Source organism: Paracoccus haematequi (assembly GCF_900631945.1).
In the GTDB taxonomy this organism is placed as follows: Bacteria; Pseudomonadota; Alphaproteobacteria; order Rhodobacterales; family Rhodobacteraceae; genus Paracoccus; species Paracoccus haematequi_A.
Genome location: NZ_UZWE01000085.1, coordinates 1 through 12,305, shown reverse-complemented (window position 1 = coordinate 12,305; position 12,305 = coordinate 1). Strand labels below are relative to the sequence as shown.

Annotated in this window: 12 protein-coding genes and 4 pseudogenes; 4 read left to right on the top strand and 12 right to left on the bottom strand. The window is 61.9% G+C overall.

What is annotated here, in order from left to right; translation table 11 throughout:
* Positions 1 to 34: 34 nt before the first annotated feature.
* The 3 genes from PARHAE_RS21280 to PARHAE_RS20380 all read right to left on the bottom strand — a co-directional run bounded on the left by PARHAE_RS21280 (position 35) and on the right by PARHAE_RS20380 (position 2,875).
* Positions 35 to 1,261, bottom strand: coding sequence for a GIY-YIG nuclease family protein (locus PARHAE_RS21280; protein ID WP_164555339.1), 1,227 nt, complete (start codon positions 1,259 to 1,261; stop codon positions 35 to 37).
* 169 nt (positions 1,262 to 1,430) lie between these two features.
* A complete protein-coding gene (locus PARHAE_RS20390) occupies positions 1,431 to 1,922 on the bottom strand; it encodes a hypothetical protein (protein WP_126156329.1) in 492 nt (163 codons plus the stop codon).
* 803 nt (positions 1,923 to 2,725) lie between these two features.
* On the bottom strand, positions 2,726 to 2,875 hold the full coding sequence (locus PARHAE_RS20380; RefSeq protein WP_206437042.1) for a PIN domain-containing protein: 150 nt from the start codon (positions 2,873 to 2,875) through the stop codon (positions 2,726 to 2,728).
* A 218-nt stretch (positions 2,876 to 3,093) separates the two neighbouring features.
* Between PARHAE_RS20380 and PARHAE_RS20375 the strand changes: the two genes are divergently transcribed.
* Positions 3,094 to 3,318 carry a hypothetical protein gene (locus PARHAE_RS20375; protein WP_126156327.1) on the top strand — a complete coding sequence of 75 codons (225 nt, stop codon included), beginning with the start codon at positions 3,094 to 3,096 and terminating at the stop codon, positions 3,316 to 3,318.
* Between the two features lie 149 nt (positions 3,319 to 3,467).
* On the opposite strand, the pseudogene PARHAE_RS20370 reads toward PARHAE_RS20375, so the two are convergent.
* From PARHAE_RS20370 to PARHAE_RS21275, 4 genes and pseudogenes are all read right to left on the bottom strand, one after another.
* Positions 3,468 to 3,662 (bottom strand): annotated as a pseudogene (locus PARHAE_RS20370) (transposase domain-containing protein); the annotation flags it as partial.
* Positions 3,656 to 3,778, bottom strand: a complete 123-nt coding sequence (locus PARHAE_RS21955; RefSeq protein WP_277600692.1) for a hypothetical protein — start codon at positions 3,776 to 3,778, stop codon at positions 3,656 to 3,658. The gene PARHAE_RS21955 and the pseudogene PARHAE_RS20370, both read right to left, overlap by 7 nt.
* Positions 3,766 to 4,032 (bottom strand): IS66 family insertion sequence element accessory protein TnpB, encoded by a 267-nt coding sequence (tnpB, locus tag PARHAE_RS20365; protein ID WP_126156326.1) that lies wholly within the window; start codon positions 4,030 to 4,032, stop codon positions 3,766 to 3,768. Before tnpB ends, PARHAE_RS21955 begins: the two co-directional genes overlap by 13 nt.
* A gap of 63 nt (positions 4,033 to 4,095) precedes the next feature.
* Positions 4,096 to 4,239, bottom strand: coding sequence for a hypothetical protein (locus PARHAE_RS21275; RefSeq protein WP_164555338.1), 144 nt, complete (start codon positions 4,237 to 4,239; stop codon positions 4,096 to 4,098).
* Positions 4,240 to 4,312: 73 nt separating this feature from the next.
* On the opposite strand from PARHAE_RS21275, the gene PARHAE_RS20360 reads away from it, so the two are divergent.
* The gene (locus PARHAE_RS20360; RefSeq protein ID WP_126156325.1) at positions 4,313 to 4,570 is read left to right on the top strand and encodes a hypothetical protein; all 258 of its coding nucleotides are present in this window, start codon (positions 4,313 to 4,315) and stop codon (positions 4,568 to 4,570) included.
* 47 nt (positions 4,571 to 4,617) lie between these two features.
* A pseudogene (tnpC, locus tag PARHAE_RS20355) lies at positions 4,618 to 5,204 on the top strand (IS66 family transposase); the annotation flags it as partial.
* A gap of 25 nt (positions 5,205 to 5,229) precedes the next feature.
* On the opposite strand, the gene PARHAE_RS20350 reads toward tnpC, so the two are convergent.
* Both PARHAE_RS20350 and PARHAE_RS22260 read right to left on the bottom strand, forming a co-directional pair.
* Positions 5,230 to 5,358: a DUF6429 family protein gene (locus PARHAE_RS20350; RefSeq protein WP_420899432.1), complete on the bottom strand. Its 129-nt coding sequence runs from the start codon at positions 5,356 to 5,358 to the stop codon at positions 5,230 to 5,232.
* Positions 5,333 to 5,419: pseudogene (locus PARHAE_RS22260) on the bottom strand (DUF6429 family protein); the annotation flags it as partial. The gene PARHAE_RS20350 and the pseudogene PARHAE_RS22260, both read right to left, overlap by 26 nt.
* Positions 5,420 to 5,798: 379 nt before the next feature.
* Between PARHAE_RS22260 and PARHAE_RS20345 the strand changes: the two are divergent.
* On the top strand, positions 5,799 to 9,497 hold the full coding sequence (locus tag PARHAE_RS20345; RefSeq protein ID WP_206437041.1) for a calcium-binding protein: 3,699 nt from the start codon (positions 5,799 to 5,801) through the stop codon (positions 9,495 to 9,497).
* 47 nt (positions 9,498 to 9,544) lie between these two features.
* Here the strand turns inward: PARHAE_RS20345 and PARHAE_RS20340 are convergent.
* The 3 genes and pseudogenes from PARHAE_RS20340 to PARHAE_RS20330 all read right to left on the bottom strand — a co-directional run.
* Positions 9,545 to 9,715: pseudogene (locus PARHAE_RS20340) on the bottom strand (transposase domain-containing protein); the annotation flags it as partial.
* Between the two features lie 306 nt (positions 9,716 to 10,021).
* Positions 10,022 to 10,699 (bottom strand): ABC transporter ATP-binding protein, encoded by a 678-nt coding sequence (locus PARHAE_RS20335; protein WP_126156324.1) that lies wholly within the window; start codon positions 10,697 to 10,699, stop codon positions 10,022 to 10,024.
* 3 nt (positions 10,700 to 10,702) lie between these two features.
* Entirely contained in the window at positions 10,703 to 12,184 is a 1,482-nt protein-coding gene (locus PARHAE_RS20330; RefSeq protein WP_241232916.1) for a KpsE/RkpR family capsule polysaccharide export protein, read from the bottom strand.
* Positions 12,185 to 12,305: the final 121 nt, after the last annotated feature.

The following is a 12,305-nucleotide window of genomic DNA, read 5'->3' as shown; positions in this document are numbered from 1 at the left end:
GGACAGGGCGCCGCGTCGAGGCAGGCCGCGACCGTCAGGTAGTGGGGGAGCCAGGCGGGCAGGGCGGACATGGCGGACGGGCTGGGCATGGGCAGCTCCTTCGGGAAGGGCGAGGGACGGGGTGGCAGGGCAGGCGCGCCCTGGGGCTGGGGCGGCGGCCGCCCCGGCCGGAGGCGGCACAGCAGGCCGCCCTGTCGTCGCCCCCGCCATCCTGGCTGCCGCCGTCGTCGCCATTGTCGTTGCCGGCTCCGGCCCCTGGGCTTTCGTTTCCGTCGACCTCGGGTCGGCCAGCTCGGGTTCCGGCGCCGGCGCCCGGTGCCATGCCGCCCCCGGCGGCGGCCTTCTCGATCCTGTCGAGTCGGCGCTCCAGCTCGGCCCGCAGCCAGGGCCGGTAGACCTCGCTGACCACGTTGAGGATGCCCCGGTAGTCCTGGGGCGGCACCACCGCCTCGGGATGCTGCCGGCGCAGCCGGGCGTGCAGGCGCTTCTCGGCCGCGCAGGCGGCGTGCCCTGTCGGCATCGCCACGCGGCGCAGCAGCGTCACCTGGGCGGTCTTCGGCAGCCCCAGCTGATGCTTCTGGCGCTTCAGCGGATTGGCGCTGTAGCCGAGCTTCAGCAGGTCCGTGCCGTCATGCCGGATGCCCAGCAGGTAGAGAAAGCTCGGCTTGGCCGCCCAGCTTTCCCCGCAACCGGCGCAGTCGCACTGCCCCCAGCCGAGATTGGCCCGGGCGATCCGCTGGACATGTCCGCAGGCGTCGTGGCGATACAGGTGATAGTTGGCATTGCCGCGCGGATCGGGGCCAATCCGGGTCCAGCCCTGCCGGGCGGCGATCTGGCGTTCGCGTTCGGCAAAGCAGGTCTCGCAGCGCAGGCCGGTCTGGCCACGGGCGACGCGGTCGACGATCTCGAACTGCCGCCGCAGGACGTGCCCGCAGGTGGCCCGGAACAGGCCGTAGGGCGGACGATCGGGGTCGGGGCCGAGGTAGCAAAGGCCCGCCGCCGTCGCGCGGGCGGCCCGCGCCGTCTCCAGGCAGGTGCGGCAGAGCGGCTGGCTGGTCATCAGCACATAAAGCCTGGTCACGCTGACGTCGCCGCAGCACCGGCAGCGCAGGGCCAGGTGAAGGCGGTCCGTGACCCGGGCCAGGAGATCGAACCCCTTCTGCTCCGCCGCCGCGAGCCAGTGGGCATGGAGGGGGCCGGGATAGTTGATCAGGTCGGGCGGAAGCGGCGCTTGGGCCGTGCAGGATTGCAGGACGGTCATGGGAATGCTCCTGAAGAATAAGGATTGGTTGTGCCGGGCGCCGGGCGAGGCGCCACCGTGCCTTCCGCAGCCACGGGGGGCCGGGACGGGACGCGGCGATGCGCCGACCGGGCAGCGCACGCAGCGCGCACCGGTCACGGCAGGCAGGAATGTCAGGGAAAGCCGGGCGTCAGGCCGCGACAGGCACCGGATCGTCCGCGCTGTCGGCTGTCGCGATCTCCAGCGGATCGACGAGCGCCGTCAGCGAGGCCAGGTCGGCCACCTGCATCCGCGCCGCCGTCAGCATCGCGCCGACACGCCGCGCCACCGGCCCACTGCCGGGGCAGGCGAAACGACCGTCACTCCGCTCGAGGCAGGCTGCGAGGCGCAGGAACTCCGAGGAGGAGCCGGACTCGATCAGCGCGAACAGCAGCAGCGCCATGCGCTTCAGAGGCAGGTCCTCGGGCCGCACCGGCACGGCCACCCGGATATGGTCGATAGTGGACAGCACCTGGGTCCGCGCCACCTCGGCGTCGCGGTGCCAGTGCAGAAACGCCGGATCCCAGGACGCCGCATGCTCGATGTCGCGCTCGGCCTCGATATAGCCGCTGACCGAGCCGATCAGCCGCGAGAAGCTGCGCGAGATCTCGGTATGCGTGAAATGCGCAGAGGCTGTCGTCACGCCGCACGGCGTGGTAGAGGATCGGGTAGCCATGATTGATCTCCTGAGGATCGATTGTGGTTAGGGCGGGCAAGAAGGTCAGATCTCTTGCCTGCTCGACCAATATGGCGTATTACCATTTTAATGTCAACATCAAAATGGTAAATTGCCTATGGCTCCTCCTAGAAAGGACACCGAAGCCCTCACGCTGCGCCTGTCGCGCGATCTCATCCAGGCGATCGACGATCGGCGGCGCGCTGAACCTGATTTGCCCACGCGACCGGAAATGATACGCCGGGCCTTGGTTCAGTGGCTGGAGATGACGAGCGAAGACACCATCCGACCCGGATCATAGGTCTGATCAAAACGCCGCCTGATCGACGCATCACGCAGCGGAATCAATCCGCGCCGTGTGATTCAGGATCGTCATTGGACCGCTTTCCCCGGACGCGTGCTAAGCTGCCCGCATGGAGACCGGGCCGACCAGCATCCCCCTGGTCTGCAACGATCCATCCCGGAACATGGCGCGCTTCTACGGTCTGGGGATCGCACCCGATCTCTTCGGAAGCGTGGTCCTCATCCCCACCTCGGCCGCGCGCGGCGCCGGGATCAGAAGGAGGCAGAAACGTTCGGCCAGCACCCGAGCTGCCGCGACCCAGGCTGTCATGGTCAGGCTGAAAGCTTTCCACGCCAGGCTTGAGAGCCGGAAGCACGCGGATGCTTCACAAGACGCTCGTCTTGATCCCTTGCAACAGCGGATTGCCGATGTCCGCTTCGACTGGCCGCCGACTGCCGTGACCAACGGGCCTGACCTTGGGCCTTCCTCAACCGATGACGGGGACTGCCTCGGCTCGCGCTGCGGCCAGCAGGGCGGTGTCGAGAGAGGCCAGACTCGCGCCTTGCCGCAAGGCCAGTTCCAGGTAAAGCGCGTCATAGACCGTCAGGCGAAGCCTGCGGGCCAGATCCAGGACCACCGCGCCGGCGGGTGCCGTGTCCAGAACGATCCCAAGCCCGTCTACGGCGTCGGCGATCTGCTCGGCCGATCCCGGAGGAATGCGACCGCGGCGCTCATTGACGATCAGGATCGTTGCGCACCCGAGGAGACACTACCAATGCTTAAACAGTTCATTTACTATTTTTCAACTCGTGGGTGCAAAATGTTCATAACGATACGCGATTCGAGGGACATACCATGCGCCGCACGATGACTGCCCAGATCCTTAAGGAGTATCTGTCTTCAGCCCAGACCCCAGTGATGCTATGCCGGGCCCATGCAGACGATTTTGCCCTATCATCGGAAGACATCCTTGATGCCGAATGGCAGATCGATTTTCACATTGCAGAGCTTGAGGCCCTGCGCGCTGAAATCAGGTGCAGGACCATTGCTCGTTTCCCGACAGGAGGTTGGGTAGGCTGACAGTCCCCCCACTTTATCACGAATAAGCTTCTGATTATCCTTGAATTATAGCGCGGCAATATGGGTGAGGCCAGTAGGGTGGGGGCGATGGCGGAGTCCCTTCTTCTGCAACGTAAGCGGGAAGCTGAGGCCGTTCAGGCTTTGTAATTTCATGGGATGAGAGCGTCGATCTTGGCACTCGGCCATCGGTTGGCGATGCGCTCCAGGGACTGGGTCAGCCATGCCGCCGGATCTACGTCGTTCATCTTGCAGGTCTGCAACAGCGTGGCGATGGTTGCCCATGTGCGGCCGCCGCCATCCGACCCGGCGAACAAGCTGTTTTTTCTGGTGATGGTCATCACCCGTTCATTCTGCCCATGTCGGGCAATTTGTTGAGGTGCATTACCGGTGGCACGCGCTTTTCGGCCGGCAGTTTCGGGTCGAGCGTGTCGACCGGCGCAAGTCCGGTCAGTTTGTCCATATCGAGGTGCTGCCTAGCATCTTCATGGTCGTGGCTGCGTGGATGCTCGAGCCGGCGGCTTGCACCGGCAGCAGCGCCAGGAGATGGGCATGGTTCAACTGGACCCGCACATGCCCGATCCGTGGCCAGCAGAACGAGGATTTCTCGAGCCGCTTGGCATAAAGGCAGACACCACTGCCGTCCCACCAGACGATCTTGATCCGGTCCGCGCGCTTCGCCCGGAACACATAAAGGGCGCCGCTGAAAGCGGCCATTACTCATCCATGGAGTACAAGTCCGGTCGAAGGACGCATCAACCGCCTCAAGACGCTCAAGCGTCAAATGTACGGGCGGGCCGGATACGAGTTGTTGCGCAGCCGCATGCTGGCCGCCGCCTGAACAACGGCGGCGGTGCAGACCAAGCCTGCCAGAAGTGCTGCCTGCACCAAATATGCGAAGAGCCCCTGTTTGTCGCGCGGCATCGGACGCAAGCTCGCCCCGTTAACACTCCGTTAATTCCACGACGTTAATCTTGGTAAACGAGTGGAGGGAACGATGAGCTACCGCATCACAAGCTATGATACCCTACAAGCTAATATATCTGCGGCCGGAACCACCATCATGCTTTGCCGCGCGAACTTGGAGCAGGTTGAGCTTTCCCACGAGGACATGATGGACCTGCTTTGGCGTATTGAGCGCCAGATCGCGGAGTTGAAGGGAATGCAGGTCGAGTTGGACCATATGTCACAGCGCAGGCGCGCTTCGCGGACATTGATCAAATCTCGTCTGCGCGTTGTCGGATGCTGTCCCTGAGCGTGGTGTAGTTTCTGGGTGAGGTGGTCACCGGCAATGTTCCGGTTAGGGTCCGCGAGGCCGCCGCTGGGCGCATCTACGCCGTGACTTCCATGATGTCTGGGCTACGACCAAGTCCGAAATCGCGCGCGAGGCGCTCGACCGGATCGGCAAGTTCTACGATATCGAGCGCGCCATCAGCGGCAAGCCTGCCGAGCTGCGGCTGGCGGTGCGACAGAAGGAAACCAGGTCCAAGAGCGACGCCTTCCGGGACTGGGCCGAAAAGCAGCTGACGCGCATCCCGGTAAAAAGCGATCTGGCCAAGGCCTTCCGCTATGGGCTGAGCCGCTGGTCTGCTCGCACGCTGTTCCTCGAGGACGGGCGCGTCGCCATCGACAATAACGCGGCCGAGCGTGCCCTGAGACCAATTGGTGTCGGCAGACGGAACTGGTTATTCGCAGGCTCGGACGCGGGCGGCGAAACGCTCGCCCGCGCCCTGACCATCATTGAAACGGCAAAGATGAACGGACTGGATCCGCAGACTTACCTAGCCGATGTCCTGAACCGCATCCACGATCACATGAACAACCGCCTCAGTGAATTGTTGCGCTGGAACTGGACGCCAATGGGCACGGTCAAGACCGAGGCCGCGTAAACAGCGCCCGGAAGAGTTCTTCGGACTACCTCAGACTCTCATCGGTCAGGATAACCGATTTTGCCTTGCTGACCGGATCGGCGATCAGACCCCGGGCGTGCAACCGCTCCAAAGCATTCCCAGTCGATGCCCTTCCACGCGCGCCGCTCGTCATGCAGCGTCAACCACAGCAGCGCCAGAACGGCATCGTCGATCTTGTCCCGATCAATCTCCATAGGCTGAACCTACCACGGAGAGCCGTGGTGCGAGACACGACATCATCAACACTTGTCAATGCAAAATGGCCGCAGTGCAAGCCGGGTGGTTACCCGACAGCATCAGAGCCTTGTGAAGCCACCAGCACAACCTATAAATGAATAATAAATTTATATACATCTATTGATTGCTTTTTAACGCGGCGAATTTATCGAGATAAGGACCTCAAGGCTGCACCAGCGGCAGATATCTCTCTTTGCTTTTGGGAGACCGTGAATGAAAAACTCTCCTGCGCACTCCCAACGAGAAGTGCTTAAACGGAGCGATGTGATCGCTCCTGCAAAGATTGATGCGGCACCTTCGGCAGCGCCTGCGATAATCGATGCAGATCCTTCCGTGATGAGCGCCGTGGCCAGCGGACAGGCCACAAAGTATGACATCCTTGGTGCCCATGTGAATGAGGCAATTGATTATCCCTCCAATAGAAACAACGACAAATACACCGTAAAGGGTCTTGATCTGGACGTGGACGCAATCAACCGCAAAGCTAGCGCCTCTGCTCCAGATGCCAACGCCGCTTCCGGTAACGCAAAAAACAATCCCCGCATGGGCAATGAGAGTGCAAATGGCGCATTTAGCCAAACTGACGAGGACACGAAAAAGCACGATGCTGTGTCGTCTGCCGACAAGAAGGGCGCTGTCACTTCTGGTGCCATTCACGATGATGTGCTGACTGGAACCGAAAAGGGTAACCAGATCAATGGCAGCAACGGCGATGACATCATCTCGGGCAACGCCGGAGCAGACACCCTGCTCGGCGGCAATGGTGATGACAAGATCGATGGCGGGATCGGAGATGATTTCATCAATGGCGGCAACGGCGATGATGTTATCTCCGGCAACGCCGGAGCAGACATTTTGCTGGGTGGCAACGGCAACGATTACCTGATTGGTGGGGCTGGAAACGACACACTGAACGGCGGTAATGGCGATGATGTTCTGGTGGCGGGGCAAGGTCGTGACCTGCTGATCGGTGGCGACGGCAACGATCTTTATCTGTTCACGAAAGACAGCCTGGGTACCAATGCGACCACGACCAGTTTGATGGTTGGCAAGGGCGATACGATTGATCTGGCCCACCTTGGCCTTTACCAGGCAGAGGGAATCGGTTTCAGCGGCAAGGCCGGCGAGATGTTGATCTTGCGCAACGGCAGCGTCACGACACTGCTGGGTGACGTCGATGGTGACGGCAAGGCCGATATTGATATTAATGTCATCGGTGAAGCCGATGCCGTGCCGGACATGCTGGTGCTTGCTTCCGCTCCAGTAAGGCCTGCTCCTGTCGAGCCGGCCCCAGTTGATCCCGCGCCCCAACCGATCCAGGCAGTCGTGAGCGCCACGGCGCAGGAAGACCGCGTCGCAAAGCTGGAAATCCCTGACTCCGTTACGAATGGGTTGCAAATCAAATCGATCCGCATCCTGGAGCAGCCAGATACTGGCCATGTCAGCGTGTCTCCCGAAAAAGGGATTAGCCTGGTGATGACGGATGCACAGAAGGGCTTTGCACATGTAAGCTTTTCCTATGAGGTGACCCTCGCCGACAACACGGTCGTCCGCGTGGACGCAGATGTCGACCTGACACCGGCTCAGAATGCCGATGGCTGGGGTCTTGGCGAAGGCTACATGCTGGAAACTGACTCCAAGGGAGATCTGATCCTTGAGCATGGCGAAAACCACCGCAAGATCTTTGTCTCCGGAGGCGAGCATGCCCTCACCAAGGAGGACATTGCTGCAATGGAGGGTACGACCGTCGCCGCGATCGAGAAGACCTATGGCGGCTGGGGAAACTGGCTTGCGAAGAACCCGGAATATGGCGCCACCGAGGATATGGCTCTGACCGCCGCTCTGGGCATGGCGCTTTGGAACGCAACCACTGCCTTCAAGACGACATCCAACTGGCTCCTCTTCGAGCGTGGCTATGAGTATCCAGAAGCCCAGCGCCTCTTTGCCCGCGGTGCGAATGGTGAATCAGAACTGAACCCGCTTGTTGTCATGGCATATGGTCAGGGTGAGGACCCTCAACTGGGCAACATGAACGTCTTCCAGAACCAGTCGGCCAACATGGTCATCACGGGTGTGAAGTTGGGGGGGGCCCAAGCGCTGCTGGGAACGAACCTTCTCGTCGACAACGTCACGGTAACGTCAGAGAGCAACTTCCAGAACGTCAACGGGCTGACCATCCGCAGAAGCGACTTCGTCGATATCTTCCGCGATGCCCCGGTGAACGATGGTGACACGTGGGCTCAGCACATCAGCCGGGTAAGCGGAACCTATATCGCCAACAGCCAAGGTGTCCGCCTAGAGAGCAACTTGTTCGATCACAATGGTTGGGCCGAGGGCTACGACTACAACCTGGCCGCCAGTTCACCCATGCCGCCGTCCATGTATAACCACAATATCTACCTCCAGTCGGACAATTATGACGTCTCGCTGGTGGACAACATCATCATGCGGGGTGCCTCCTTTGGTGCCCAAGTCCGGTCCGGCGGCTTCATCGAGGATAACGCTTTCATCGACAACAACGCTGCTGTGAATTTCTTCGGTGGCGGCAAGAATGCGGCAGGCGAGTCCTTGGGCAACTATACCCTGATGAACGGCAACATCATCACCTCGGCTGGCCACAAGCGTGTGTCGTTACAAGAAGGCGCGCTCTCCTTTGGGATCGATGATTTCGGCAAGCAGACCTCGCTGATCGAGAACATCATTGCCCATATGGCTGATCCGGCCAATGCCGCCGAGATCGCCGAGAAAACCGTTACACACCATGCCCTCAGCACGAGTGACACGCGCTTCTTCGATGACACTATCGTTTACAGGTGGGCGGCGCGGCAGAGCAATTCCTTGGACAATAATACTGAGGGGCGTGATGTTGTCAGGATGGACAAGACCACCATCCAGCAGTTCGCATCCCAGCTGCTCGGCAAGGAAGGCGCTACGATTGCCGACTTGGCAGCCCTGCTGCGCGCCCAGGCACATGGGCAACTCGACGCCGTTGTCGATGCTGATCTGATCATTGCCTTCTTCCGCGAAGGCTTTGGCCTGGATGTTTCAGCACGGACCGGGTCGGAGATGCTTGTCTTCACGCCTGACGAGCGAAGTGACGGCATACGGTGGGACAACCGACTAAACTGGTCGACGGACGATCTGCCGGGCACTCGGGATGGCGACAGCGTCGATCTTACCGGCAATGCCGTTCACTTCGGGAACTATACCGTGGCTGTGGACGACTTCAATTTCGGCGACTTCGGCAAGCTTTCTGCCACGTCGGGCAAGCTGACCATTGATGGCGAGATCGCTGTCGGCGACATGGGCGCCTCGTTGTCGATCGACCGGGCCGGACAGGTTTGGATCAACGGGTACCGCGACAGCGATATCTTAAAGATAGACGTAGCGGGAGGACGCTTCGCGAATAAGGGCGACATGATCGGCACGATCAACATGCATGTAAGCGATAATGCCCAGGCATTGCTGGCCATTCCCGGCGGCTCCTTCGACCTGATGGACGGCAGCAGCCTCGCCGTCGAGGGCAGTCGGGTCAAGGTGGGATTCGATGGCCATAACGGCGATACCGGCGTACTTCGCATGCATGACGGCTCAACGCTCTCATTCATTGCAGATGTCGCGGGCCTGTCTACCTTGGGCGAATTCCGTTCGGGTACTTTCGGCAAGGCTCCAGAGATCGACACGGCCATCCGCTTGGGCGGAGATCTGAAGATCGACGTGACTGCCTGGGGTGCCGACACGGCCAGCGTCAGTGAGACGCTGATCAAGGCTGACGAGATCGTGGGAAGCTTCGACTCGATCAAGGTGATTGGCATGGCCGGAAACCGGAATGCCACCATCGTCATCGATTATGATGCCGACGAATTCCGTTTCGTAATGGGCCCTGCCAACGGCACCGGCACGGGCGAGATCAGCACGATCGTCATTGGAGCAGATAGCAACGTGAACTGGCCACAGAAGGCGGACATGCAGAATCTGTGGCAGGCTCTGCATGATTCACAGCTTTCCTCAGTCGATGACCCGCTGTTGCTCTGATAACGCCGAGGCTGTCATTTAACGTAAGCATCCACCGGGAGCTGCGGTCAAGCAGCCTTGACCTGGGGCGTTGTGGCGCTCCATTCCCAAGGCAGCAGCTTGTGTAGGCGTGAGACCGGCAAGTCGGAGATGCGGGCGATGACATCGGCGAGCCAGGTCTGGGAGTCGATGCCGTTCAGTTTCGCGGAGCCGATCAGGGAATACATGCAGGCCGCTCGGTGAGCGATCTGCAGCGTGCTGCCGATCGCCCCTTCCCGGCTTTGTTGCGCTGATGATGTCCCATTTCGTGGTGTAGCTGACGGCGGGCCTCGCGCTTTGGCGCGCGGGAGCCACTCCCCCGCTTTCCCACCCATCGCGCAGCCCCCGGCCCGTCTCTTGCTCTCCTACCGTCCCCTGCTCCGCCGTTCTGGCCTTATCGAGATTGAAGATTCCTGCCCGGAAACATGCCCGGCTGTGGCCCCGTGCCCCAAGATCGAGGCTCAATCGACCCATCATATAATGGTTGCCGGGATCGGGCCTCGATCTTAATCCCCCGGCGTGTTGACCGGGGCGCGCATAATCGCCTCGTGATGGGCGATGGCGTCTTCCAGATTGTCGTAGACCGACAGGTGCCCGTGTTCCAGCACCGCGCCCATGGTGCACATCTGCCGCACCATCGGCATCGAGTGGCTGACCACCACCGCGCTTGACTTGCTCATCCGGTCCTGGAAGACGCGTTGCGACTTGGCGCGGAAATCGGCGTCGCCCACGCTGGTCACCTCGTCCACCAGATAGGTGTCGAAATGGATGCCCATGCTGGTGCCCATCGCCAGTCGGGACCGCATCCCGGACGAATAGCTCATGAAGGGCTGGTGGTAATGGTGGCCCAGTTCGGCGAAATCGGCGACGTAATCGACCAGTTCGTCGGTATCGACGCCATAGATCCGGGCCACGAAGCGCACGTTCTGCGCCCCCGTCAGTTCGCCATGGAAACTGCCCGCGAAACCCACGGGCCAAGAAATCGTTCCGCTTGACAGCACCCTCCCCCGCGTGGGCGAGACGGTGCCCGCGATCATCTTCAGCAGTGTGGACTTGCCTGCGCCGTTGCGCCCCAGCAGCGCCACCGACGAGCCGGTCGGAAAGACCGCGTTTAGGTTGTCGGCGACGACCGTGCGGCGGCCCTTCAGCCGATAGATCTTGGTCAGGTTCTCCAGCCGGATCATGGCCTAGCCGCGGTCGCGGATGCTGTAATAGACTAGGACAAGGATCGACCAGCCGGTCAGCAGCAGGCCCGCCACCACGAACATCAGCCAGGGCCGGTGCGGTTCGGTCGAGCTTTGGGCCACCTTGGGCTGGATATGGACGGCCAGATAGCGCGACTGGCGCCGCGCCTCGGCCAGTGCGGTTTCATAGGCGATGCGGGCCGAGCGATAGGCGCCTTCGGCGAATTCGCGGTCCACGGCCAGCCTTTCGTATTCGGCCATCATCTGCGAATAGCTTTCGCCTTCCGGTCCCGCGCCGGCGGCCCCGAACTTGCCCCGTTCGCTGTCGATCAGGCGGCGCAGGGCGTCGATCTTCTGCTGGGACTGGATCACCCGGTGATCGGTCAGGGGGGCGTTCTCGATCAGCAGGTCATGGGCCACAAGCGCCTCGGCCAGTTCGCCCTGCAAGCCGGTCAGCACACCCATCTGGCTGGTCAGGTCGGCCTGCGGATCGACGATCTGGGTCCGCATCCTGAAATCCGTCATCGCCTGGCGGGTTGCGGTCAGCTCGGCGCGGATCTTGTCCAGCTCCTGTTGCGCCAGCCGGGTGGCGTCGTCGCGGGCGATGGCCGATAGCTCGTTGATCTTGGTGGAGCTTTCCTGCAGGACCGCGGCGGCGATGGCCTGGGCATCCTCGGGGGTGAAGGCGCTGACATTCAGCGTGATCAGCCCCGAACTGCCGTCATACAGAACCTTGACCTGGCGCTGCCAGTATTTGGTCAGATCCTCGACAGGATCGTCCGGGTTCAGCGCGAAGATGAAATCATCCGGCCAGCTGCGGGAAAAGCGGCTGCGCAGATCCAGCTGGTCGTTGATCTTCTCGACCATGTCCTGGCTGCGGATGTATTCGTAAAGGATGTCCGTGTCCGAGGCGCCGCCGCCGCCCGCAAAGGGCATCAGCCCGCCCAGAAGATCGATTGAGGGGGTGATCTGTTCCTGGCGGACCGAAAAGCCGACGCTGGACACATACTGGTCATCCGCGCGGGTCCACAGATACCAAGCCCAGGCCAGGCTTGGCAGGACCACCATCAGCAGGAAGGATGCCAGCATCAGCCAGTGCCGCCGCCGGGGCTGGGCCATCGCGGCGGGGGCGCGAAGCGGCGGAGGCGCGGGCGGTTCCGGGCGGGCCGGAAGGCTGGGAGCGGGCCTTGTGGCGGGCTGCGTGGGCAGGGTCCGCGTCGGAAGCTGGGTCAGGTTGCGGGGGGCGGCCGCAGCCGTGGCGGCAGGCCGGGCCACCGTGTTGGCCTTGACCGTGGCCAGCCGGGTCAGCGGCCTGGCCGACTTGGCGGTCTGGACCTGGCTTGCCAGTCCCGGCCCCTGGAACGGCCTGCGCAGGACCGTGTCCGGGGTTTCGGGGGCGGCGGCCTGCGCCGGATCGGGCTGTTCCGGGGTCCGGGCCGCCTGCTGATCGGCCTTGCCTCCGGTCGCGGTGGGTGGGGTGTTCACAGCCGGAATGCTTTCGCTGGTTTGCCTTTTGGCGGCAGTTGTTACATAGTGTCGGCCGCACAGACCAGCATCTGCATTCACATGTCCGGCATTTCTTCCAAGATTCACCCTCCCCAGGGGC

Excerpts from the sequence above, each read along its gene's own strand:
- PARHAE_RS21280 (WP_164555339.1), bottom strand. The coding sequence starts at position 1,261 with ATGACCGTCCTGCAATCCTGCACGGCCCAAGCGCCGCTTCCGCCCGAC.
- PARHAE_RS20375 (WP_126156327.1), top strand. The coding sequence starts at position 3,094 with ATGCGCCGCACGATGACTGCCCAGATCCTTAAGGAGTATCTGTCTTCA.
- PARHAE_RS21955 (WP_277600692.1), bottom strand. The coding sequence starts at position 3,778 with ATGGACAAACTGACCGGACTTGCGCCGGTCGACACGCTCGACCCGAAA.
- tnpB (WP_126156326.1), bottom strand. The coding sequence starts at position 4,032 with ATGGCCGCTTTCAGCGGCGCCCTTTATGTGTTCCGGGCGAAGCGCGCG.
- PARHAE_RS21275 (WP_164555338.1), bottom strand. The coding sequence starts at position 4,239 with ATGCCGCGCGACAAACAGGGGCTCTTCGCATATTTGGTGCAGGCAGCA.
- PARHAE_RS20360 (WP_126156325.1), top strand. The coding sequence starts at position 4,313 with ATGAGCTACCGCATCACAAGCTATGATACCCTACAAGCTAATATATCT.
- PARHAE_RS20350 (WP_420899432.1), bottom strand. The coding sequence starts at position 5,358 with ATGACGAGCGGCGCGCGTGGAAGGGCATCGACTGGGAATGCTTTGGAG.
- PARHAE_RS20345 (WP_206437041.1), top strand. The coding sequence starts at position 5,799 with ATGAGCGCCGTGGCCAGCGGACAGGCCACAAAGTATGACATCCTTGGT.
- PARHAE_RS20335 (WP_126156324.1), bottom strand. The coding sequence starts at position 10,699 with ATGATCCGGCTGGAGAACCTGACCAAGATCTATCGGCTGAAGGGCCGC.